Consider the following 22,334-nt stretch of genomic DNA (forward strand, 5'->3'; position numbering starts at 1 on the left):
GGTAATAAAAAAAGGTGTTGAGATAATCCCGGATCGTCAAATCAACAACTGCTGCTGTGCGGTCAGGCCTGGTTCTAGTTGTAATAACCATGTGCTGTGGTTCCCGGCCCACAAGTTAGATACCGAAGGCGCATATAATACGTAAGAAAACATGCCTCAGTCTGTATTTCTATAAATTTAGCGCGGTCCCTGTCGTTCCCTGATGACACTTTTCGGCCTCGATCCGATCTTGATCGTTTGCGCCGCGGGAATAGCCAGTCAGCGCCATCCATGACACGCACTACACGCTCGATGAAGACTTTTCGCCCGGCTCTCGGTCTGGTGCTGCTGACGCTGACCGCCTGTTCCCAGACATGGGTGCAGCCTCAATACCAGCAGCGCGCCAGCTTCGCCAAATGGGTCGATTCGACCCCTTCCATTTATCGCATCCAGCCCGGCGACGAACTCTCCGTCTTGCTGCCGTTCAATGGCGAGCTCAACTATCGCGGCCCGGTCGCGCCGGACGGAACGCTGACGATGCCATTCGCGGGCACGCTGCAGGCCGCGGGTCTTTCGGTCGTGCAACTCGGCGAGAACATCAACAAGGCGCTCGCGGCCAATGGCGTGACGGGCAATGCGCACGCGGCGGTGGCCATCGCGCAGACTTCCTCGCATGTCTATGTGGGCGGTCAGGTGGGCAAACCCGGTGAAGTCGAATTGCGCCCAGGCATGAGCGTGCTGCAGGCTGTAATCGCCGCGCAAGGATTGCTCGACACGGCGCGCACCAATGAAGTCGTGCTGATCCGCCGCAGCCCGGACGGCCGCCCGATGCTGCACACGATCAATCTGGATTCGCTCACGCATCAGGGCGATTCGAATCAGGACGTCGTGCTGCAGTCCTCGGACACGATCTTCGTGCCGAAGTCGTCGATCGCCGAAGTCGATCAGTGGGTCGACCAGTACATCGACAAGGTGTTGCCGTTCAATCGCAGCCTCGACTACTCGATTTCGAACAATCACATCCTGTATTAAAGGTATCGAGGGCAGAGGAAGTCTTTCCGGGCAGAACACTTTGTACGAAATGGAAACCGCCTCGTCGCAGGCCGCGCTCCCCCCTGTCTTTTCAGCCGAACCGGCCAGAGCGCGTGTCATGCTATGGCTGCTCGCGCTGTTGCCGCTGTTCGGCCAGACCTTTCACTACATCAGCACGCTTGCGCCTTTGTGGGCCTTGTCGAAGGCGTTTCCGATCCTGTCGCTGCCCGCCGCTTTCCGGCTGGCGGGCTATCCGCGCTTTCCGGTGACCCGGCAGATTCTCATCAGCTTTGCGTGGCTCGTGCTGTTTCCGAGTTTCGCCGCGATGTTTTATTTCCACGAAGGTTTTTTCACCAGTATTACAGCGCAGGTGAAACTCCTGCCTTTACTTTATTTCTTTTCCTTCCTTGCGCTGCTGCTGACACTCGAACCGACGCTGCACGAACTCCAGCGCAGTTTCGTCGTCGCGGGCGCGATCGTGATCTGCGCACTGATCGTGATGGCGGTCATCGTGCCGGACAGCTGGTATAGCGGCAGTTACGTGGTCGGTCAGGCGTCCTTTTTCACGAACGATTCGCGCGGGCATCGCATTCGCATGTCGATGTACTTCCCGATCATCCTGCTGTTTTTCTGCTATCGGCGCGCTTTTTTTGAGCGGCATCTGGGTTATTTTCTCGGCGCGGCAGTGGCGTTCGCCGTGACGCTGCTGATCGTCAAAACGCGCGCGATGATTATCGGCATCATGGGCGTGCTGGTGATCAACGCCTTCGTCTGGGCGCGGCCGATGGCGCGTCTTGGGCTGCTGGTGTGTGCGCCGTTTGCGCTCGTGGGCGTTTTCTCGGCGGGCTATCTGGCGACCACGTTCAATCTGAGTTCGGAAAACGGCTTCGACACGCGGCGTATTTCGATCCAGCTTGCTTCGGGCTTTCTCGGCAGCGACCCCATGCGCTGGCTGTTTGGCGTGGGCACCATCAGCCCCACGAGCAGCGACAGCCTGATCGACTATTTTCACCACTTCTTTTTTCTGGCCGACATCACGTGGCTGGGCATTGTGTTCGAGTACGGCGTGATCGGCGCGACGATCCTGCTGTTTTTCCAGCTGCGCGGACTCTTTCTCTACCGGCGCCTGCGCGCGAAGGTGGAGGACGATTTTCTCGGCGCGCTGTTCGATTACCTCGTCTATATTCTGGTGATTTCGTTCTTCTACCCGCCCACGCTGACGCCGGGCGAGACCACGGTGATTCTCGCAATTTTCGTCTACGTCTGGCACGCGGGCAAACTGGGTGAAGACATCGATTACGCCATTCCTGTTCATGACGCCGATTCCCGGAGCGACCATGCCGCGCACGCGACGCCCTAAAACCCTCATCGCGCCGCTTGCGGCCGCGTTGCTGATTGCGGGCCTGGCCTCGTGCACCGAAGCGACCTCCGGCACCGCGCCAGTCGCCATTGCCGTGGATGCGGCGGCGAACCGTCATCCCATCAGCCCGCTGATCTACGGCATCAACTTCGGCAATACGGCAACGCTGCGCGATCTGCGCGTGCCGATCAACCGTTCGGGCGGCAATAGCGCATCGGCCTATAACTGGCGGCTCGACGCACGCAATGCGGGCAAGGACTGGTATTTCGAAAGTGTCGGCGTGAGCGCGACCGATATCAATGACCAGTTTGGCGATCGCTTCGTGACGCTGACCCAGGCGGGCGGCGCCACGCCCATCGTGACGATTCCGATGCTGGGGCGCGTGGCGAAGCTCGGCCCGCAGCGTCAGTCGCTGGCGAGTTTTTCGATTGCCAAATATGGCCCGCAGCCCAATCACGACGTCGACGGTTTGACCGACGCGGGCAATGGCATGGCCGCGGGCGACGTGCCGATCACGGGCAACGATCCGAACGACGCAACCGTGCCCGACGATGCGCAGAATGAACAGGCGCGCGTGGCCGCGCTGGTCGCGCAATTTGGCAATGCCAATGCGGGCGGCGTGCGTTACTACGCGATGGATAACGAACCCAGCCTTTGGCACGAGGTTCATCGCGACGTGCATCCGACCGGCGCGCACGCGCGCGAAATCGCCGACAAGGTCGTGACGTATTCGCGTGCGGTGAAGGCGGCCGACCCGCATGCGAAGGTGGTGGCGCCGGAAGAGTGGGGCTGGGCCGGCTATTTCCATAGCGGTTTCGATCAGCAGAATGCGGCCGCGCACGGTTACGATCACGCGCCCGACCGCGAAAACGAAACCCAGGGCATGGACTATGTGCCGTGGCTGCTTTCGCAATGGAAAGCGGCGGGGCATCCCGTCGATGTATTCAGCCTGCACTTCTACCCGCAAGGCGGCGAATACACGGATAGCAACGCCGCGAATGGATCGTCGAATGCAAACGACCTCGCGCTCAAGCGCAATCGCTCAACGCGCGATCTGTGGGACCCGCACTATACGGACCCCACGTGGATCAACAGCGTCGTGGCTTTGATTCCGCTGATGCGACATTGGGTTGATACGTACTACTACCCAGGCACGCCCATCGCGCTGACCGAGTACAACTGGGGCGGCGAAACGCTCATGAGCGGCGCGACGGCGCAGGCGGACCTGCTCGGCATCTTTGGGCGCGAAGGGCTCGATATCGCTACACGTTGGGGCACGATCGATGCGTCGATGCCGGTGTACAAGGCGATCAAGCTCTATCGCAACTATGACGGCAAGGGCGGTGCGTTTGGCGCGACCAGCGTTGCCGCAAACGTGCCCGACCCTGATACGGTGGCGGCGTTCGCGGCCTTGCGCAATAGCGATCACGCGCTCACGCTCGTCGTCATCAACAAGCAGCTGGACCATTCCGCCGAAACCGCGATTTCGATTGCGAACTTCGCGGCAAATGGCGTAGCGCAGAACTGGCAGCTTGCGAATAACCAGCTCGCGCGCGCACAGGACGTGCATTACACCAACGGTGTGCTGCGGGCGACGCTGCCGCCGCAAAGCGTGACGCTGTTCGTGCTGCACGGCGGGGCGTCCTGATTTCCTGAGTTCCTGCTTTGACTACCCGCTTGTCCGCTTTGACCTTTTACGATTTCTGCCACCGGAAAAACCGCCCGTGAGCGACACCCAAACCGCGCCCGCATCAAGCGGCGCTTCGATCGTCCGCGGCTCGCTGATCAGCCTTGGCGTGCGCCTGCTCGACCTGCCCAGCCGCTACGGCTTCCATCTGCTGGTCGCCGCCGCGCTGGGCGTGATCCAGGCCGGCAACTTCTATATCGTGTTCAGCACGATGGTGGCGCTCGCGGGGTTCGGCCGCTTGAGCATCGATCAGGCGCTGACGCGCCAGATCGCCATGGACATGGCATCGGGGCGCGCTCACGCCGTGCGCCCCGCGATCCGCCGCGCGTTGACGCTGATCGTGCTGGCGTCGGTGTCCGTGTCGGTGTTGCTGGCGGCGAGCGCCGCGCTGCTCGCGCAGCATGTGCTGAAGAAGCCCGATCTGGCATGGCCGCTCGTGCTGGGCGCGCTGGTGTTCGTGCCGCAAAACGTGGGCGGTGCGTTTGCCGGAGCGCTGGCGGGGCTGCAGCGCGTGGGCTTGAGCCAGATGATCTATTCGTGGTTGTGGCCGGCGATTTTCTGCGTTGTGGCGATTCCGCTTCAACTGCTGGGCGCCATGAACGTCGAGCACGCACTGATGTTGATTGCGGCCAGCTTCGCCTTGACCGCCGTGGTGGGGGGCGTGCTGCTCAAGCGCGCGCTTGCCGTCGTGCCCGCGGGCAGTCCCTCTGCCAGCGACGTTCCGCACCTCGTCAAGCCGGGGCTTTCGCTGTTCGCACTGGAATTCACCAAGCTGCTGATCACGTCCGCGCCCGCTATCGTGCTGGGCATCGTCGCGACGTCGCGCGAGACGGGGCTGTTCGCGCTCGCATGGCGGCTCGCGCTGGTCGTCAATCTGTTGATCAGCGGCGTGACGGGCATGGCTGCGCCGCGTTTCGCGAGCCTCTTTGCGCGTCAGGATATCGAAGGCCTGCAGCGTAGCGCGGCGCAGGCGGTAGGTATCGTGCTGTGCCTCGCGTTGCCGTTTACGGCCTGCATGCTGGTGTTTCCGGAGCGCCTGCTCGCGCTGTTTGGCGCAGGTTACGGCGCGGGCGCGACCGCGCTGCGCGTGCTCGCGCTCGGTCAACTGGCGGCCGCCTGTTTCACCGCGATGCCGGAGTTGCTCGGCATGACGGCGCACACGTCCGTGCTGTACCGCATCAACTTCTATTCGGTGACCGTGCTGCTGATTGGTCTTGCGGTGCTCGCGCCGCTGGGCGGCAGCGTGGGCGCGGCGGCTGCGGCGTCGCTCGCCCTGGCCGTGAATGGCGCGATTGCCGCGTGGGCCGCCCATCGGCTGCTGGGCGTCGCACCGTTGGCGGCGTTGTGGCGCAAGCTCAGCGCCCGGCTGAAACCGGCAGCGGGTAACTGATCGAATACGGAAGTCGCGGTGCAATCCGGCTCTTTCATCGAGCCAGGTCGCACCGCGCAACTGGGCAGTAATTGAAGCGCACACCAAAGAAAAAAGCGATTTTATTGTGCGCGCAAACGTTAGCGAGTTTGCTTTATTCGGATATTAAGGCGGATCGGTCGATATTGCCGGATTTACCTTGCGCCGCCCCGACGTTTTAAATTGCGCTAATCGTTTACGTGTAGCCAACACGATAGGGAAACTCCCTTACCGAACATTTCGCGGCAGCAGCGAAGTTAGCCGTCTCGCGCTTCGAATGCGCTGCGCGCGCCGGGCACGCTGGTTTTTCAGGGGTTTTACGTATTTTTCTCTGCGTGCCCAGAACGATTGTCGCGCGCTTCTTCTGTTTCCTCTGATGAATTGAAATATGACCCGTCATGTTTCAATCGCGCACGCCCGTCTTTTCTTTTAAGTTTGTCGCTGAAAAAACACGACAGGCCGCGCGCATTTTGAGATGCGCTGGTACTATTCGTTTGCAGATTTTTTGCGAATAAAACCAAACGCTTCTTGGCATCGCCAGGAGACCAAACAACATCACGTCGGACGAATCGCGCTTTATGTCGCGAGCCCGCTTTGCGGGCGCGCGTGCGTGTCGCATCCGGGCGGGAAGTCGGGGCTACAAAAACAATGAGCACTGCGCTCTATCAGACGGCGGCGCCAGAGGCGGCCGCGCGGGCGGATTCCCTGCCCAGTATCGCGTTGTTCGGACTTGATATCGCTGCGGTCTCGTTCGACACCGCGCTCGACGTGTTGTGCGACGCTGCGCTCAAACGCGATGGCCGCGCGCGCGTGGCGGTGACGCCGAACGTCGACCACCTCGTGCGCCTCGACCAGCAACCCGACCTCAAGACGCTTTATCGCACCGCCGACTTTCTGTTCGCCGACGGCATGCCCGTGGTGTGGGCGAGCCGCATGTTCGGCATGCCGTTGCCGGGTCGCGTGACGGGTGCGGACCTGTTGCCGGGTTTGTGCGAACGTGCGCGCGTGAATGGCTGGAAAGTGGTCGTCGTAGGCGGTATGCCGGGGCACGAGCAGACGCTGATCGACGGGATCGCCGCGCATTATCCCGGCCTCGATATGCAAGTCATCGCGCCTTCAATGAATTTCGATCCGACCGGCGCGGAAGGCGATGCGATTGCGGAACGCGTGCGCGAGATGGCGCCCGATATCATTTTCGTATGCATCGGCATGCCGAAGCAGGAGCGTTGGGCGCTGCGTCACGCAGCGTCGATGCCCGGCGGCCTGATGCTGTGCGCGGGCGCGGCGATTGAATTCGCGGCCGGTCTGCAAAAGCGCGCGCCGGTCTGGATGCAGCGTACGGGCGTCGAATGGTGCTGGCGCATCATGCAGGACCCGGCGCGTCTGTGGCGCCGCTATCTGGTCGACGATCGTCGCTTTATTCGCATCTGCTGGCGTCAATGGCGTCTGGGCCGCTCCTGATCGCGGCTTGCTCCGTCAGCGCGTAACAAAAAACGCCGGTGCCTTTTCAGGCACCGGCGTTTTGTATTTGAGGCCGTGTTTCAGGCCTCGTTCCATCCATCAGATGGCGTTGCGACCGGAGATGATCTCGGGAATCGTGCGCATCAGGATCTGCAGATCGAGCCACAACGACCAGTGCGTGATGTAGTAGCGGTCGTATTCGACGCGGCGCTGCATCTTGTCGGGCGTGTCGGTGATGCCGCGCAGGCCATTGATCTGCGCCCAGCCGGTGATGCCGGGCTTTACGCTATGACGCAGCATGTAGCCGGGAATCAGGCGTCGATACAGTTCGTTGTGCTCGGCCGCATGCGGGCGCGGGCCGACCAGACTCATCGAACCGCCCAGCACGTTGAGGAATTGCGGCAGTTCGTCGAGCGAACTGCGGCGCAAAAAGCGGCCGATCGACGTGATGCGGTCGTCGCCCGCGACGGCCTGATGCACGACACCCTCATTGGCCGCTTCTTCGTCGTGCGTGAAGACGCGCATCGAACGAAACTTGTGCACCACGATCGGTTCGCCGCGTTCGCCGTAGCGCAACTGGCGGAACAGGATCGGGCCCGGCGAATCAAGGCGGATCAGGATCGCGATAACGATCATGACCGGCGAAAGCAGCAGCAACATGACGATGGCGCCGATGAGGTCGACCGTGCGCTTGAGCATGCGCGAGAGGCCGAGGATCGGCATGTCGTGCAGGGCGAGCAGCGGTACGCCGGCCAGATCCGTGCTGTAAGTCGCGAGATCTTCGACAAAGCGCGATTCGGGCACGAAGTAGATCGCCGCCGTGGAATCGTAGAGTTGCTGGACGATCTCGTTGGTGATGTTTTCGGCGTCGAGCTTGCCGGTGGCAATAAATACCACTTCGAAATCGTTGGCCTGAATACGGGCGGTGGCGTCGGCGAAGCGGCCCAGATACGGCGGCAGCGTTTCACCGGCGCGCGGCACCACGGGCGCGTCGTTGTAATAGCCGATCACGCGCACGCCGAGAATCGGCGAACGGCGCAGGCGCAGGTTCAGCTTGCGCGCTTCGCTGCCCATGCCGAAGAACACGGCGTCGCGCTGGTTTCCGGGTGCATTGTTGATGCTATGGGCTGCGCCGCGCAGCACCGCGAGGCCGACCAGTTGCAGGGGCAACGCAATCACGGCCCATTTGGCGAGCAGCACGAGACCGTTTTCGCCGCCCAGACGCGCGAGAAGCGCAAGCAAGGCGATGGCCACGAACAGGCGCGCCCAGCGCAGCGCGCCGCGGCCGAGCATCCACCACAGATCGCGTGCGCTGGACAGCAGGTGAAAGCGCGCGAACAGGATGAACGCGGCAACGGCCAGCAGGCCCGCAAGCACGCGTAAATAGAGCAGCTCGCCGCCAGCAACGTGCGGCGGCAACAAGGCGAGCAAGGCGCCCGCATTGAGGGTCGCGCTTAGGCCGCCGGCCAGCGCCATGAAAAGGCGATGATGGTGGCTAGACTGGGTGGACATGGCGGCTTCGGCTGGTTCGTGCAGCTAACGACTCGACAGCGTTCATCGGGCCCGGCAACGAAACCGTAGCCGGGGCTCAAGTGGTGCATGGGGAGTACGTCTGCGCGAAGCAATCGCCAGATGCCGCAAGCGGTGGCAGGGCGGTTAGCCTGCACAACACAGCTTGAGCCTGAACGACTTGCGCTCGGATGTATGTTGCGAACGGGCGCACTCTTTTGAATGGCGCGCCTTGTGTTCTCGCATACGGGCGGATGGCCTTTCCCCGATGGCCGATGGCGCATGCTGTTCTATCCGGCAACCCGAGTGGTCTGGATTCGGGCCGATATTCCGGAGCAGCACACTGCCATCCAATATTCGCGCTCATCTTACCAGCGACTTATGTATTTTGCTTAGCTCAATTGGAAGCTGCGATAAAAAGATCAGTATGTGTCGCCAATTCGTCACGACGTGTCATCGCGCGTAATTTCAGCGCGCGGAAATCGGAATGCGCGCGTGTCGTTTTTTTGAAAACGACTGCGCGGTTTGGGACGAATCATTAAGCCGTTCGAGCATGCGCAAACGTTTTTCTTTCAAATCCAAAGCGTTTTATTCCGACGAATGTTTTTGCGCCGGATTCCAGATGCGCCAGGCTCGCACGAGGTCGCCATGCGTGCGGAAGAAAGGGCTCAAGTTACAATGCCACGCGCCGTTATTAGAGGCGTCGTCCATCTGAATAATCTGCGGGCCGTCATGTTGACGCGCCCCTTTGCCGGAGCCGTAATTGAAGCGTATCGCACTGAGTCTTTGCATGGCCGTCATGGCCTGCGTTTCGACGGCGAACGCCGCGGCGCCCGACGCGCCTGCCGTTTGTTCGGGTAGCCACGTGATTCAGGATTGCATCGACGAATCCGGCAATAATTACACGGTGCAGCATTTCGGTAATACCACGCCAATCAATGAAAAACCGCCGAGGACGGGCGCTCAGTCCGACGGCATGCCGACCACGGCTGGCAGCACCTCATTCCTTAGCGGCGTGACGCCCGATGGCGCGCTCTGGAACGAAACCGTAACCGATTACGGCAACGGCACGCGCACGATTTCCGGCATGGCTGGCAATGGCGTGGTTTATACCCACTATTGCACGTCAATGGGTTGTAATTGATGGCCGGGTCAATCGGGCGAAGGGTTCGCGCTGCAATATAAGTAAAGGCGGATTGAAACGATCAGGCTTGCCATGTTTCGCATTCCTGTGTGAAACGCGTTTAGGGCAATGAGCGGATCGCCGCCATCAGATCGTCGGTGTGGACCATGAGGTCGCGGACCTGACCCAGCATCGGGTATTGATGCAGCACCGAATGCCAGTGCGGCGACTCCAGCAGCGCCTGCCAGATTGGCGCGAGCGCGTGGGCATTGGCGCTGCGGTGCTCGGCCAGCGCATTGGCGAAGCCGACGCTCGGGTGCGCCGATAAAAGCTGCATGCGGCTGGCGGCGCCCAGCAGGCGCGGCGGCGTTTCGGCGGGCGCGTCACAGCAATAGAGCACGGCGTGGCGCAAGGCGGCGTCGTCGGTCGATAGGGCGTGCAGCGACGCCCCGTTTAGTTTGACGTGGCCTTGCTGCGTTTCGAATCCGTAGAACCGGTCCACATCGGCGTGTGCAAGCAGACGCAGGCCGCGCAGCAGACGAGGCAGATCGGTCGTCGCCGCATCGACGGAGGCCTTGGCTTCCAGCAACAGGCGGATGTTCCAGACTTCTTCGCCCGCATGGGCGGCGGCGGCCGGCGCGCGTTCGAGCAGCACGGCGTCCCACTCGGTCTTGGCGCGTTCGTGGCTGCCCGGAATGGCGGAGGGCACGCGCATCGAGGTCACCACGCGATAGGGCGGCCCGGCCGGATCGGCGGCGTTCAGGCGCTGGGCGAGCGCATCGAGCGCCTGCATGGCAAGCATTTCGACGGCCGCGCCGCGCTGCTGCGAACGCGTGCCTTGTGCGATGGCCTGCGCGCTGCCGGGCCGTGGGCCGTTGCGATCGAGCAAGGCGCGGTACTGGCGCACGCGCTCGTTGGCGGCGAGCGTATCGAGCCGCAGCAGATGGGCGAGCGCCGGTTGTGCCGCAAGTTTGGCGATATCGCGCGCGAGCGTAGGGGACGCGGCGATTTCAGGGCTTGCGTGCAGCGTGGCCAGTTCGCGTTTCAGTTCCGGCCACGCGGCGGACGATGCCGCCGCCTGCAGGCGCGCGAGCGCATCGCGCTGTGCGCCGGGAGGCTGGCGTTCCAGTTTGGCCGGATGGGCGATCGCATTGACCGACGCATGGATCGTGCGCCGGTCCTGATCGGCGCTGGCGGCGAGTTCGGCGTATTCGCGCACCTGCGCTTCGCGGTGGCGCAGCACCGTGGCCTGCAGCATGGCGTCGCCGCCGTCTTCGCGCATCGCCTGGCGGATCATCTGCGCGAGGGCATCGACGAACAGCCGTTCGAGCGCCGCATCCGGTACATGGGCGCTGGCCACCGCCTTGCGGGCCGCTTCGATTGCGACGGCGAGCTTCGTGGCCGGGGTGTCGGCGTCGGTTAGCGATGCGGGCGCAGCGAGCGGCGGCAGGCGATAGCGCCGCTCGACGCGGAGCAGCGTTTCAGCGAGCAACAGAGGCGGCGGAGGCAGCGTCATGCGGGTGCGCACGTAAAGACCGGCGTTTCGCGAAGCCGGCGATGCATCGATGGTATAAGAATTGCAAGATTCAAGCGGCTGAATCTGCGCCCGCTTTCAAGGTTACCGCAGATGCGGCGCGCCAACCTGGAGCGACTTCATCGATGTTGAACACCGCGGACCTGCTCGACCTGCTCAATACCTGCGGCGACCCGATCGACGTGCGCACGCACCGCGCCGTATTCAGCGTCGACGAATTCCATGCGCTGGCGTCGGGGCTGGCCGGGGCGATCTGCAAGAATCTGCTGATCCGCGATCGAAACGGGTTGTACCTGCTCGTTGTTCCCGCAAGCAAAAGCGTCGATTTAAAGGCTTTGGCGCGCCATCTGGAATCGTCGCGGCTGTCGTTTGCCGACGCCGCGCATCTGGAGGCAAAGCTTGGCACATGGTCGGGCGCGCTCAGCCCGCTCGCGCTGGCCAATGACACGGACGAGGAGATCGCGCTGGTGATCGACACGGCCTTGCAGGCCGAGGAACGCGTGCTGTTTCATCCGCTCGACAATGCGGTGACCGTGTCGCTCACACGGCGCACGCTGGAGACTTTTTGCCAGCGCGTCGGGCACGCGATCCGCTGGATCGATGTGCCGGCGCGACAAAACTGAGCGCCAGCGCTTATTGCACCTGCCCGGCGCGGTCTTCCAGAAACCCCTGGCGCGTCGCCGCGAAACCCGCGATGCCGATCAGCACGCCAGTGGCCGCCATCAGCCAGCAGGGCACGAGCCAGCCGCCACTTAGTGCATACAGCTTGCCGGTCATCCACGGTCCCGCCGAAGCGATCAGATAGCCGATCGCCTGCATGACGCCGCTAAGCGCCGTGGTGCCGCTTTCGGTGCGGCTGCGCAGATTGATGAGCGTAAGGCCGATGGTGATCGCCATCGCGCCCAGTCCCGCCGGAATCACCCACAGCAGCGCCAGCTGCGGGCAATACGCCAGGCCCAGCGTGCCGGTCACCGTGCAAGCTGCCGCGACGATCACCACGCGCTCGGGTCGCCGTGTCGTGGCGAGCAGATTCGGCACTACGAGGTTATGCGCAAGCCCCACGAGGCTATACAGCGCGAGCATCGCGCCCGCGTGAGCCGGGGCGACGTGGGCCGTTTGCACCAGCATCGTGGGCAGCCAGGCGAGCAGGGCGTACATCACCCATGCGCCGCCTGCGAATACGACCACCAGCGCCCATGTTTGCGGCCAGCGCAGCGCAAGCCGCGTGAGTCCGCCATCGCGTGCGCCGGGTGCAGTGGTTTGCGGCCGGTGCAGCAGGAGCCAGGGCAGCGCCGCCGCCACGGCCAGCAGCGACCAGGCGCCCACCGAGACGCGCCAGCCGAACAGATGCGCGACGGGCACCGCGAGCAGCGAGGGCGCCGCCGCGCCGATGGCCGACATGATGCAGTAGGCCGCCGTCATCGCGCCGACGCGCTGCGGCAGATAGCGCTTGATCGTGGCGGGCAGCAGGACATTGGCCATGCCCATGCCGCCGAGCGCCATCAGCGAAAACACGCCCAGGCTCCAGACTGACCCAGACAGCCAGGCGCGGCCCACGTCGCCCACGCAGACCAGCAGCATGGCCAGCGCGATGCCGCGCTCCAGGCCGAGCCGCCGGTTGATCGCCGGCGCACAGCAGCCGAACACCGAAAACGCCAGCGCCGGCAGCGAGCCAAGCACGCCCTGGGCTTGCGGCGAGACCAGATAGCTCTTGCAGATGAGATCGTAGATCGGCGAGAGCGCGGCGACCGCTGCGCGCAGATTCGCGGCAACCAGCAGGATGCCGATGATGGCGAGCACGCTGTGGGTCGTGTGCCGTGTGGGCGCGGCAGTTTGCGCCCGGGGCGGGAAGAGGCGGGTATTCATCGTAGGTCTTGCTTTGCCGCGGCGTGACGCCGCAGCTTCCGTACTGAAGCCCGCAGTGTATGAAATTAACCAAGTAGTTACCGATAGGGGTTTACGTGAGTGCTTTTTCTTCGTTTTAAATGCCGCAATGGAGCATTGCAAAAGCGGTAATAAACGCGAATTTTCAAAGGGTTGGCCATCTCGTTTCGGTGCTCGTTGAATGGCTAGAATTAACCATTTGGTAACCTTTGAGATCGAAAAAGGGTCGCTTCGACAAGGCTCGCTGCGGTGCCTGCTAAGCTGCTGGCTTTCTCCCTCGACCGGTTCGCTCCCGTGCGCCCTTTCAACGCTCTGTTCATGCTCGTTGGTGTGCTGCTGGCTTCGGCCGGCTATGGGGCGACGTTTCTGTTTTCGATGCGTGTGCGCCTGCTGGGCGGCACGGATTTTCAGACTGGCGTGACGCTGGCAGGCGCGGCGCTAGGCACGTTGATCGGTGTGCCGCTTACCGGCTGGGCCGTCCGCCACATCGGCGCGGCGCGCATGGCGGCGCTCGCGGCGCTGGCGGTGGGAGCGGGCGTGGCGAGTTTCGCGGCGGCGGGGCGCGTAGGCGATGTCGATGCGTTGCCGGGTTTTCTGGTCGGCTTCGGCTGGGGCGCGTTTTGCCTCGCCGCGCCCATGGCGCTCGCCGAGCGCACGAACGACGCCGATCGCGGCCTGTGGTTCCTGCGTTACGCGACCGTGCAGATGACGGGCATTGGCGGCTGTCCGGCGCTGGCCGCCTTCGCGATTCGCTGGTGGCGCGTGCCGCTCGATGGCGTGCTGTACGGCATTGGCGCGTTGTGTGTGATCGCGGCGGTGTCGCTCGAAGCCTTCGGCCGGCGTGCCCGCGTGCAACCGCAGCGCGATAGCTGGTTGCAGAGCATCGGCGCAGTGGCCCGCACGCGCGTGGTGTATCCCGTCATCATCATCGCGCTGGGCGGCTGCGTGTTCTCGGGGCTGATGACGTTTCAAGGTTCGCTCGTGAACGGCACGCACGCGCAGGCGGGCACGTTTTTCAGCGTCTATACGGTAACGGTCGTGGCCACGCGCTGGCTGCTCTCGCGCCTCGTCATCAAACTGCGTTCCGCGACCGCGACCAAGGTGTTACTGGCGATGATGGTGCTGGGCAGCGCAGCGATGTTCGCGGTGCCGTATCACGCGGGATTTCAGGCGGCGTCGGCGGTGTTGCTCGGCACGGGCTATGGGCTGGCGTATCCGATCGTCCAGTTGCAGGCTGTCAACGATTCGATCGCCGAACATCGGCGCGCGGCGCTGACGTGGTTCGTCGCCGCGTATTTCGTGGGGGCGTTCGGTTTTCCCGCGCTGGGCGGCTGGGTGCTCGTGCACGGCGGCAAGGGAGCGCTGCTCGTGCTGATCGCCGCGTGTGGATTGCTGGCGCTTGGTTTGTCGGTGTTGCGCGATCGGCGGTTCGGGGCGATGGCGTGAGGCATCGGGCGGCGCGTTACGCCGCCCGGTTCAAACATCAGGCGAGCGCGCTTTCGCGTGATGCGGATTCCGTCTCAGCCTGATCAAGCCCGATGCCTGCGATCAATGCAGCCACCAGCGCATTCGCTTCTTCCGGCGTGCGCGCCGCGCCGAACACATAGTAGTCCGGCCGTACGATCACGATCTTCGCATCGTGTTGCGCGAAGAACCGCTGATACTTGCCGCTGACGTCGTAGAGCACGCGGTTCGCCGCGGCTTTCGACGCATCGTGCGTCACGCCGATCGTCTGCGCGCCCAGTCTGTCCAGTGCGCTGCGCGCCGCGTCATCCAGCCATGCGTGCGGATCGACATCGAGCCCGATCACCTGGAAGCCGGTCGGCACCGCTTCGTCGTAACGCATCGTTGCGCCGTTGTTTTGCACCTGACCGTGCACGCTCAATTGCCCGGCGATGCCGCCATCGGCGCTATTTTGTGCGTGAACGATCAGACCGTCGGTGAGTCCAGGGAAGGGCGGCAGCGGCGGCACGTCGCCGGCCAGATACGCGGCGTCGCGCGCGGCGGCCTTCAGCGGGTCCGACGTGCAGACGACCTGTCCCATCGCAATCGACGCATCGATCACCGCGCGCACCTGCGGACGGCGCTCGGGCGTGTAGCCGTCGAGCAGCGCGGGCGGGGCGATATCGCGCAACACCAGATCGAAACGCCAGGCGAGATTCCAGGCGTCGCGCAGGCCGGAACACATGCCCTGGCCCATGAACGGCGGCATCTGGTGCGCCGCATCGCCGGCGATCAGCACGCGACCCTTGCGCCAGTTGTCCGCGATCAGCGAGCGGAAGGTGTAGAGCGCGTAACGCACGAGCGTCGCCTGATCGGGGCCAACCCAGGGCGAAAGCAGTTCCCAGACCTTGTCGGGCCGCTGCATGTCCTCGCGCGTCTCATGCGGCAGGCGCATGAATTCCCAGCGACGATAACCCGGGCCGCCCGGCACCATCGTGGTCGGGCGCGCGGGATTGCACCACTGGCCGATGTCGGGCACATCGAGCTTCACGCCTTCATGCGGTTTCAGGTCGATGACGAGCCAGTCCTCCTGGAAGCCCAGATCCTCGAAGGCGATGTTGCACGACTTGCGCACGAAACTGTTGGCGCCATCCGCGCCGATCACATATTTCGCCTTGACGGTTTGCGTTTCGCCGCTGCGCGTGACCTTGCCATCCTGCATCGTGACGCGTTCGAGCGTCAGCTCGCAATGATCGGCGCGCTCGTGCAGTTCGATCGCTTCCCAGCCCTGATGAACGGCAACCGTCGGCAATGACTTTGCCTTTTTGTCGAGCAAAGCTTCAAGCGAGGGCTGATTGAACAGATAACCGACCGGCCCATCGCTGATCGACTCTGACGACCAGTCGATTTCAACCAGCGTTTTCCAGTCCGCGTTGAACCATTGATAAGTGGCGGACGGCTGCGAAATCGATTCGACATCCTGACCAATCCCCATAGCATGAAACACGCGGCGAATTTCGTGATCGTGGAAGACCGCACGCGGCAACGGGTAGAGCGATGGCCAGCGATCGTACACCGCAACCTGATAGCCGCGCTGCCCGAGCAGAATGGAAAGCGTCTGGCCGACCGGGCCATAACCCACGACGACGACATCGAGAATGTTCTGGGAAACCATGTTATTCACCTTCGAACGAACGAGTGATGCCCTGGCCGCCGGCGAGGCCGGCAGCCATGAATCTGTGTTTGTGAGACGTGTTTGACCGCGTGGCGCTAGACGGGCGCTTCGGTGTTTCTGATGAAGTTTTCGGGGACGGCGGGACCCCAGAGATAGAGCGAGTCTTCGGGATCGTAATCGCCTGCCGGCCATTGCGAGCCCGCCGAAACGAAGTCGATATCGGCGGAATACTCGCAGAACGAGCCCCATGGATCTTCTACGTAGTGGAAGTAGTTCGAGCCGAGCACATGGCGGCCCGTGCCCCAGCCCTTCGCGTAGCCCGCAGCCGCCATCTGCGACGCGCCTTCGCCCACCATGTTGACGTTATCGACGTCCCATGCCGCGTGATGCCAGCCACGCGCGGCGCTTTTGGCGAACGCCACGAGATGATGGTCGCTGCCGTGCGGCGCATGCGTGAAAGCAATGATGTCGCGCGACTTGTCCGAGAGGCGCAACCCCAGCGCGGCGTGATAGAAGTCCAGCGCGCGCAGCACGTCGGGCGTAAACAGCAGCACATGCGAAAGGCGACGCGGATGCACGATCAGCGCCTGCGAACGCGTATGCGAGCCGCGCGTATCCGCCGCGCTGCCGGAAAGCTGGAACGGCATCTTGACCGACGGGCTGGTCTTCCTGCCGACCTTCACTTGCACGAGATTGCCGTCCGGATCGTGAAACCAGAAGCCGTCGCTGCCGTGATCCTGCAATACCGCGCAGCCGGTGGCGGCCACCTGGGCGCGCAGGGCGTCGAGATCGTCGGCGTAGCAGTTGAAGGCGAGCCAGGCGAGCGACTTGTGATCGGCTGGCAGAATGCGCGCCCAGCGATGCCCGTCCGCCGCGTAAAGCGCAAGTTCCGGCGAGGGCCCGCCGTTGCGCTCGACCCGCAAGCCGAAGCTGTCGAAGAAGCGCGCAGCTTCATCGAGCGAGGGCACGTTAAGCGCGAAATGGTCGATGGAATGGATGCTCGCGGGATCGTGATGCGCGTTGCTTGCCTGGGTATCCTGACTTGTGGTCATGACTGTCTCCTGCAGGTGGCCCGCTCGGGTGGCGGGCTGTCTTGCGACCTGTTTGCGGTTTTGCTTCGTTGTGACGCTCGCGGCCTAGCGGGCCGCCTCGTCAGCGATGACGTTGCGCAGCGTGCCGATTTTCTCGACGCTGACTTCGCACACGTCGCCCGCCTTCATCAGCAGCTTCGGCTCGCGCGCCCAGCCGATGCCCGAAGGCGTGCCCGACACGATCACATCGCCGGCTTCGAGCGTGATGGCTTCGCTGATGATGCTGATGAGACTTTCGACGTCGAAAACCATCTCATCGGTGCTGGCGGATTGCACCACCTGACCGTTGAGGCGTGTTTCCAGGCGCAGCCCCTTTGCACCGGGCGGCAGTTCGTCGGCGGTGACGAGATCGGGACCGAAGGCGCCGGTGCCGTCGAAGTTTTTGCCCACCGTCCACTGCGGCGTCTTGAACTGATACTCGCGAACCGAACCATCGTTGAAGAGCGAATAACCGGCCACATGCGACAGCGCCTCGGCGCGCGCGATATGACGGCCGCCCTTGCCGATCACCACGGCGATTTCACCCTCGTAATCGAGGCCCGCGGAATCCGTCACGCTCGGACGGATCATCGGCTGATCGTGGGCGATCAGACTCGTCGCGACGCGGAAGAACAGCGTGGGGTAGTCGGGCTGCGCGTAGTTGCTCTCCGACGTGTGATCCGAGAAATTCAGGCCGACGCAAATGATTTTGGGCGGCCGCGAAAGCGGCGGAAGCAGCTTGACGTCGGCGATGGCGACACGCTTGTCGGTGGCGTTCTGGCGCGCGTATTCGACCAGATCCACGCCGCGCGCGAGCACGGATTCCAGCGTTTCATTGCCGATGATCGTGATGTGATCGGCCTCGCGGACGCCGATTGCCGTCTTGCCATTGAGCTCAAAACTTACCAGTCGCATGTGTGTCTCCGGACGTTGCTGGGTTCGTTCAGGGCGTCGAATCTGCTTCGATTCCCTTTGAATTGACGAATTTGTCAGTTCGTATACTAGGCGTTTTGACAAAATCGTCAACTAGATTCGATTCAGGACAAACCCTAGAATGGCGGGAGACAAAGCACAGGCCGATCGGGCTGCAAGCCGCCGCCAACAGGATGCAAATGGACGCAACAGAAGAGAACTATCAGAGCCGCGTGGGCGCCGCGCGGCGGGAGAAGACGCGCAACCGCCTGATCGAGACGGCGCTGGGCGTGTTCGCCGAAAAAGGCCCGGATCTGCCGATCATCGACGACTTCATTGCCGCGGCCGGGGTCGCGCGCGGGACCTTCTACAACTACTTCCGCACGACCGGCGAGTTGCTGGTGGCGGTCGCAGGTGAAAGCAGCGACCAGGTGCTGGGTGTGATCGATCCGCTGGTGCTGGCCGAGGCCGATCCGGTGCGGCGGCTGGTGGTGGGCTCGCGCCTGTATATGACGATGGCGGCGCGCTACCCGCTGTGGGGCGCGTTTATCACGCGGGTGGGAACGCGGCGCGGGTCGCGCGGGCGCCTGCTCGATGAGTATCTGACGCGGGATCTGCAACTGGCGATCGATGCGGGGCGGTTTCGCATCGGCCACGTGAGCGTGGCGCGGGATATCTCGCTGGGCGCGATCATGTATGGGATCGAGACGCTGCTTTCAGGGGAAGCGCCGCAGGATTACACCGAAGAGGTGATGTACACGCTTTTGCTGGGGTTTGGGGTGCAGCACACGGAGGCGCACGCGCTGGCGTTTGCGCCCATTGCGGATTGTGGGGAGCCGCAGGGGGCGGTTTTTGAGCGGGGAGTGGGTCAATAGGTCAGAGCGACGGGTGGCGTTAAGCCTCGCCTATTGAAGTGAAAACAGCCAAAAATCTATTTAGGGCGGGATATGAACACTGCGGGCGAAGAAAAAGCCACTTCCAGATATCTATTTGGAGAAAGCCTGCTATGGATCGCAGTTTTCGTTGCGCTAGCCTTGTCTATTGCTATTTGGGTTTCCCTGGTGTTAATCGACTTAGTTCACGGAAACCCAAACCGGTCAAAGGGTAATGCCGTGATGATGATGGCTTTGATCCCCCTGTTAATCGGCCTCATTGCCCCGCTGGGTGTATTCGTTGTGTTTTCCTCATCCCAGTTAATCCAGGGGGTGATGATGCGTGTTCTTCACCCGTGGATCGGCCGGTACGCGTATATTTTCATCGGGCTGTCGGTGCCCGTGATTTCGATGGTGACATGGTACTGCTACGATTACCTCACGCCTTCGAATTTCAATCTGGGAATAAATGAAGGGGCTGACTGGGTGCCGTACCAGCACGGGATCAATCTCGACAGATATCTGGCGACGCTAGCCATACAAGGCCTGGTAACCGTTTTCACGTTACTGTATTTTGAAGCGGTGACTTATTATCGCTCCAGAAAAACAGTCATTCGGGGTGCGTTGCTCTTCGTAGTTGCCGTCGGAGTCTTGTTGGGTTATCGAGAAGCGGTAAATCAAATCCATTTCATTTCCGTTGCTTGATAATCGACGGGAGATACGCGTGACACACGCAGCACGCATAAGCCCCTATTCGGGACTTCACCGCTCACTCATCAACAGTCCTGACCCCGCATTCGCAACGCCCTGAGCGCCTGCGTCCACCCCCTCTTCGCACCTGTTTCACCCAGAAAAACCCAACCCTCGCCGCCCAGTGGGCTATCATGCGGGTCCTCTCCGAAGTAGCCCCTTATGATTTCCGTCCGTAACGTCACCCTGCGCCGCGGCGTCAATGTCGTCCTCGACAACGCGTCCGTCACCTTCACCCCCGGCGAAAAGATCGGCCTGGTTGGCCGCAACGGTGCCGGCAAGTCGTCGTTCTTCGGCCTGCTCAACGGCACGCTGCACGAAGATAGCGGCGAGTTCTCGATTCCCGACGCGTGGAAGATGGGTCAGGTCGCGCAGGACATGCCGGAGACGGAGCAGAGCGCGACCGACTTCGTCATCGAGGGTGACACCGTCATGCTGGCCGCACAGGCCGAAGTCGCCGCCGCCGAGGCCAGCGACGACGGCATGCGCATGGCGCACGCCTATATGGCGCTGCACGACGCCGGCGCGCATGACGCCACCGCACGCGCCCAGGCGCTGATCCTGGGCCTGGGCTTTAGCGCCGCGCAGCTCGACCAGCCGGTCAACAGTTTCTCGGGCGGCTGGCGTATGCGTCTGCAACTGGCGCGCGCGCTCATGTGCCCGTCCGACCTGCTGTTGCTCGACGAACCGACCAACCACTTGGACCTCGACGCGCTGGTGTGGCTCGAAGCCTGGCTCAAGCGCTATCAGGGCACCATGGTCGTGATCAGCCACGATCGCGAATTCCTCGACGCGGTGACGCAGGTGACGGTGCACGTCGATAACGCCAAGCTCGTGCGTTACGGCGGCAACTACAGCAAGTTCGAAGACATGCGCGCCGAGCAGATGGCGCTGCAACAGGCCTCGATGGCCCGTCAGGCGGACAAGATCGCCCACCTGCAGAAGTTTATCGACCGCTTCAAGGCCACGGCCTCGAAGGCGAAGCAGGCGCAGAGCCGGGTCAAGGCGCTCGAACGCATGGAGAAGATCGCCCCCGTGCTGGCCGATGCGGAGTTCAGCTTCGAGTTCAAGGAGCCGCTCAACACGCCGAACCCGCTGTTGTCGATGCTGGACGCAAGCTTCGGCTACCCGGCGCCGGCCGACGCACCCGAGGGCACGCCGCCGACGGTCATCGTGCGCGGCATCAACCGGTCCGTGCTGGCGGGGCAGCGCATCGGCATTCTCGGCGCCAATGGTCAGGGCAAGTCCACGCTCGTGAAGACGGTGGCGCACGAACTGAAGGCGATTGGCGGCGAGATCAGCGAAGGCAAGGGCCTGAACATCGGCTACTTCGCGCAGCAGGAACTTGACGTGTTGCGTCCGCTCGACACGCCGATGGAACACATGATCCGCCTCGCCAAGGACACGCCGCCGAGCATGCGCGCGCCTGGCCAGAGCGGCACCGAGCAATCGCTGCGTACGTTCCTGGGCACTTTCAACTTCAGCGGCGACATGGTCCATCAGGCGGTCGGCACGATGAGCGGCGGCGAAAAGGCGCGCCTCGTGTTGTGCATGATCGTCTGGCAACGGCCCAACCTGCTGGTGCTCGACGAGCCGACCAACCACCTGGACCTCTCTACACGGGAAGCGCTGGGTGTGGCGCTCAACGAATTCGAAGGCACCGTGTTGCTGGTCAGTCACGACCGCTCCCTGTTGCGCGCGGTGTGTGACGAGTTCTGGCTCGTTACCAAAGGTGGCGTCGAGCCCTTCGACGGCGATCTGGACGACTACCAGCAGTTCCTGCGCGAAGAGGCCCGCCGCATGCGCGAACAGGCTGCTGGCGAGCAGAAGGTTAGCGCCTGAGCCGAGCGCGCTTACACCCAGGGATAGTCCAGCGCCTCGGTCTTCAACGCGCGCTGGACCGCCGGTCGCTCAAGCACACGCTGTAGATACGCGCCAAGCAGGGGCCGCGTGCGCGCAGGCCTCGCGAACTGGCGCGTCCATCGGCAGAGCATCAGTGCATAGGGGTCCAGCACCGTATAGTGGTGCCCGAGCAGCCACGGGCCACCGCTTGCCTCCAGCTGACTTTCGAGTTGATCGAGCAAACTGCCGATTTTCCACTCCGCGTGAGCCTTCACTTGCTCCGCGCCTGAAGCGTTGCCGCTATCCACCCAGCGTTCCGGATAGAAATACGCCAGCAACGTAGCCTGCAGCGTGTTGGTCAACCACATCAACCAGGTATAAAAGCGCGAGCGTTCCGGCGTGCCCAAAGCCGGCGCGAGATTCATCTCCGGATGCGCATCGGCGAGATGCAGACAAATCGCGGCGGTCTCGTACAGCACGAGATCGCCGTCGACCAATACCGGAATCAATCCATTCGGATTGAGCTTGAGATAGTCGGCGGATTTGTGTGCTTCCTGGTCGCGATCGACGAATACCAGCTCAAATGGCAGCCCGATTTCTTCAAGCACGAAATGAGGCGCCATGCTTGCGTTGCCGGGAAAGTAGAACAGCTTCATCGTCGATTCCTTTTATGTCCGCCACGATCCCGGCGAGCCAGGGAGAGTGTTCTGCTGCGTGAATCCGGATTCGCATTCTAATCTCTGCCTGGCGGGCCCGAGATGGCTACTCAACCGGCATTGGCCTCCATCAAGGT

The 22,334-nt window shown here is 62.8% G+C and carries 18 protein-coding genes; 11 read left to right on the forward strand and 7 right to left on the reverse strand.

What is annotated here, in order from left to right:
• The first annotated feature begins 270 nt into the window (after positions 1-270).
• The 5 genes from F3J17_RS09790 to F3J17_RS09810 all read left to right on the forward strand — a co-directional run bounded on the left by F3J17_RS09790 (position 271) and on the right by F3J17_RS09810 (position 6,927).
• On the forward strand, positions 271-1,011 hold the full coding sequence (locus F3J17_RS09790) for a polysaccharide biosynthesis/export family protein (protein WP_167056782.1): 741 nt from the start codon (positions 271-273) through the stop codon (positions 1,009-1,011).
• A 118-nt stretch (positions 1,012-1,129) separates the two neighbouring features.
• Positions 1,130-2,371, forward strand: coding sequence for a hypothetical protein (locus F3J17_RS09795; RefSeq protein ID WP_205194717.1), 1,242 nt, complete (start codon positions 1,130-1,132; stop codon positions 2,369-2,371).
• Positions 2,349-4,019 (forward strand): glycoside hydrolase family 44 protein, encoded by a 1,671-nt coding sequence (locus F3J17_RS09800; RefSeq protein ID WP_167057732.1) that lies wholly within the window; start codon positions 2,349-2,351, stop codon positions 4,017-4,019. The genes F3J17_RS09795 and F3J17_RS09800 overlap by 23 nt, the downstream gene beginning before the upstream one ends.
• A gap of 76 nt (positions 4,020-4,095) precedes the next feature.
• Positions 4,096-5,448, forward strand: a complete 1,353-nt coding sequence (locus F3J17_RS09805) for a hypothetical protein (protein ID WP_345891160.1) — start codon at positions 4,096-4,098, stop codon at positions 5,446-5,448.
• A 666-nt stretch (positions 5,449-6,114) separates the two neighbouring features.
• Complete coding sequence (locus F3J17_RS09810; RefSeq protein WP_167056785.1) at positions 6,115-6,927, forward strand: WecB/TagA/CpsF family glycosyltransferase; 813 nt, start codon at positions 6,115-6,117, stop codon at positions 6,925-6,927.
• Positions 6,928-7,026: 99 nt separating this feature from the next.
• Here F3J17_RS09810 and F3J17_RS09815 read toward each other — a convergent pair whose 3' ends face one another.
• Complete coding sequence (locus tag F3J17_RS09815; RefSeq protein WP_240160885.1) at positions 7,027-8,439, reverse strand: undecaprenyl-phosphate glucose phosphotransferase; 1,413 nt, start codon at positions 8,437-8,439, stop codon at positions 7,027-7,029.
• Positions 8,440-9,199: 760 nt separating this feature from the next.
• On the opposite strand from F3J17_RS09815, the gene F3J17_RS09820 reads away from it, so the two are divergent.
• Positions 9,200-9,580 (forward strand): hypothetical protein, encoded by a 381-nt coding sequence (locus F3J17_RS09820; protein ID WP_167056788.1) that lies wholly within the window; start codon positions 9,200-9,202, stop codon positions 9,578-9,580.
• A gap of 100 nt (positions 9,581-9,680) precedes the next feature.
• Here the strand turns inward: F3J17_RS09820 and F3J17_RS09825 are convergent, their stop codons facing one another.
• Positions 9,681-11,075, reverse strand: coding sequence for a 3-deoxy-D-arabino-heptulosonate 7-phosphate synthase (locus F3J17_RS09825; protein ID WP_167056791.1), 1,395 nt, complete (start codon positions 11,073-11,075; stop codon positions 9,681-9,683).
• Between the two features lie 143 nt (positions 11,076-11,218).
• Here F3J17_RS09825 and F3J17_RS09830 point away from each other — a divergent pair, with 143 nt between their 5' ends.
• Positions 11,219-11,716, forward strand: coding sequence for a YbaK/EbsC family protein (locus F3J17_RS09830; RefSeq protein WP_167056794.1), 498 nt, complete (start codon positions 11,219-11,221; stop codon positions 11,714-11,716).
• Between the two features lie 10 nt (positions 11,717-11,726).
• Here F3J17_RS09830 and F3J17_RS09835 read toward each other — a convergent pair whose 3' ends face one another.
• Positions 11,727-12,959: an MFS transporter gene (locus tag F3J17_RS09835; protein ID WP_167056797.1), complete on the reverse strand. Its 1,233-nt coding sequence runs from the start codon at positions 12,957-12,959 to the stop codon at positions 11,727-11,729.
• 312 nt (positions 12,960-13,271) lie between these two features.
• Between F3J17_RS09835 and F3J17_RS09840 the strand changes: the two genes are divergently transcribed.
• Entirely contained in the window at positions 13,272-14,423 is a 1,152-nt protein-coding gene (locus F3J17_RS09840) for an MFS transporter (RefSeq protein ID WP_167057740.1), read from the forward strand.
• Between the two features lie 37 nt (positions 14,424-14,460).
• Here F3J17_RS09840 and F3J17_RS09845 read toward each other — a convergent pair whose 3' ends face one another.
• The 3 genes from F3J17_RS09845 to F3J17_RS09855 all read right to left on the reverse strand — a co-directional run bounded on the left by F3J17_RS09845 (position 14,461) and on the right by F3J17_RS09855 (position 18,080).
• Complete coding sequence (locus tag F3J17_RS09845; protein WP_167056800.1) at positions 14,461-16,095, reverse strand: bifunctional 3-(3-hydroxy-phenyl)propionate/3-hydroxycinnamic acid hydroxylase; 1,635 nt, start codon at positions 16,093-16,095, stop codon at positions 14,461-14,463.
• A gap of 95 nt (positions 16,096-16,190) precedes the next feature.
• A complete protein-coding gene (locus F3J17_RS09850) occupies positions 16,191-17,147 on the reverse strand; it encodes a VOC family protein (protein WP_167056803.1) in 957 nt (318 codons plus the stop codon).
• An 84-nt stretch (positions 17,148-17,231) separates the two neighbouring features.
• Positions 17,232-18,080: a fumarylacetoacetate hydrolase family protein gene (locus tag F3J17_RS09855; RefSeq protein ID WP_167056805.1), complete on the reverse strand. Its 849-nt coding sequence runs from the start codon at positions 18,078-18,080 to the stop codon at positions 17,232-17,234.
• 197 nt (positions 18,081-18,277) lie between these two features.
• On the opposite strand from F3J17_RS09855, the gene F3J17_RS09860 reads away from it, so the two are divergent.
• The 3 genes from F3J17_RS09860 (at position 18,278) to F3J17_RS09870 (ending at position 21,541) form a co-directional block, all read left to right on the forward strand.
• Positions 18,278-18,952 carry a TetR/AcrR family transcriptional regulator gene (locus F3J17_RS09860; protein WP_167056808.1) on the forward strand — a complete coding sequence of 225 codons (675 nt, stop codon included), beginning with the start codon at positions 18,278-18,280 and terminating at the stop codon, positions 18,950-18,952.
• Between the two features lie 72 nt (positions 18,953-19,024).
• A complete protein-coding gene (locus F3J17_RS09865) occupies positions 19,025-19,654 on the forward strand; it encodes a hypothetical protein (RefSeq protein ID WP_167056811.1) in 630 nt (209 codons plus the stop codon).
• A 207-nt stretch (positions 19,655-19,861) separates the two neighbouring features.
• Complete coding sequence (locus tag F3J17_RS09870) at positions 19,862-21,541, forward strand: ATP-binding cassette domain-containing protein (RefSeq protein WP_167056814.1); 1,680 nt, start codon at positions 19,862-19,864, stop codon at positions 21,539-21,541.
• Between the two features lie 11 nt (positions 21,542-21,552).
• On the opposite strand, the gene F3J17_RS09875 is transcribed toward F3J17_RS09870, so the two are convergent.
• Positions 21,553-22,197 carry a glutathione S-transferase family protein gene (locus tag F3J17_RS09875; protein WP_167056817.1) on the reverse strand — a complete coding sequence of 215 codons (645 nt, stop codon included), beginning with the start codon at positions 22,195-22,197 and terminating at the stop codon, positions 21,553-21,555.
• Positions 22,198-22,334: the final 137 nt, after the last annotated feature.

It is taken from the genome of Burkholderia sp. Ax-1719, from assembly GCF_011753055.1.
Taxonomy (GTDB): domain Bacteria; phylum Pseudomonadota; class Gammaproteobacteria; order Burkholderiales; family Burkholderiaceae; genus Paraburkholderia.

Bases quoted from the DNA above. Each gene is read 5' to 3' on its own strand.
- F3J17_RS09795 (WP_205194717.1), top strand. From the start codon at position 1,130: ATGCTATGGCTGCTCGCGCTGTTGCCGCTGTTCGGCCAGACCTTTCAC.
- F3J17_RS09865 (WP_167056811.1), top strand. From the start codon at position 19,025: ATGAACACTGCGGGCGAAGAAAAAGCCACTTCCAGATATCTATTTGGA.
- F3J17_RS09800 (WP_167057732.1), top strand. From the start codon at position 2,349: ATGCCGCGCACGCGACGCCCTAAAACCCTCATCGCGCCGCTTGCGGCC.
- F3J17_RS09870 (WP_167056814.1), top strand. From the start codon at position 19,862: ATGATTTCCGTCCGTAACGTCACCCTGCGCCGCGGCGTCAATGTCGTC.
- F3J17_RS09810 (WP_167056785.1), top strand. From the start codon at position 6,115: ATGAGCACTGCGCTCTATCAGACGGCGGCGCCAGAGGCGGCCGCGCGG.
- F3J17_RS09855 (WP_167056805.1), bottom strand. From the start codon at position 18,080: ATGCGACTGGTAAGTTTTGAGCTCAATGGCAAGACGGCAATCGGCGTC.
- F3J17_RS09790 (WP_167056782.1), top strand. From the start codon at position 271: ATGACACGCACTACACGCTCGATGAAGACTTTTCGCCCGGCTCTCGGT.
- F3J17_RS09850 (WP_167056803.1), bottom strand. From the start codon at position 17,147: ATGACCACAAGTCAGGATACCCAGGCAAGCAACGCGCATCACGATCCC.
- F3J17_RS09845 (WP_167056800.1), bottom strand. From the start codon at position 16,095: ATGGTTTCCCAGAACATTCTCGATGTCGTCGTCGTGGGTTATGGCCCG.
- F3J17_RS09815 (WP_240160885.1), bottom strand. From the start codon at position 8,439: ATGTCCACCCAGTCTAGCCACCATCATCGCCTTTTCATGGCGCTGGCC.
- F3J17_RS09860 (WP_167056808.1), top strand. From the start codon at position 18,278: ATGGACGCAACAGAAGAGAACTATCAGAGCCGCGTGGGCGCCGCGCGG.
- F3J17_RS09830 (WP_167056794.1), top strand. From the start codon at position 11,219: ATGTTGAACACCGCGGACCTGCTCGACCTGCTCAATACCTGCGGCGAC.
- F3J17_RS09835 (WP_167056797.1), bottom strand. From the start codon at position 12,959: ATGAATACCCGCCTCTTCCCGCCCCGGGCGCAAACTGCCGCGCCCACA.
- F3J17_RS09875 (WP_167056817.1), bottom strand. From the start codon at position 22,197: ATGAAGCTGTTCTACTTTCCCGGCAACGCAAGCATGGCGCCTCATTTC.
- F3J17_RS09825 (WP_167056791.1), bottom strand. From the start codon at position 11,075: ATGACGCTGCCTCCGCCGCCTCTGTTGCTCGCTGAAACGCTGCTCCGC.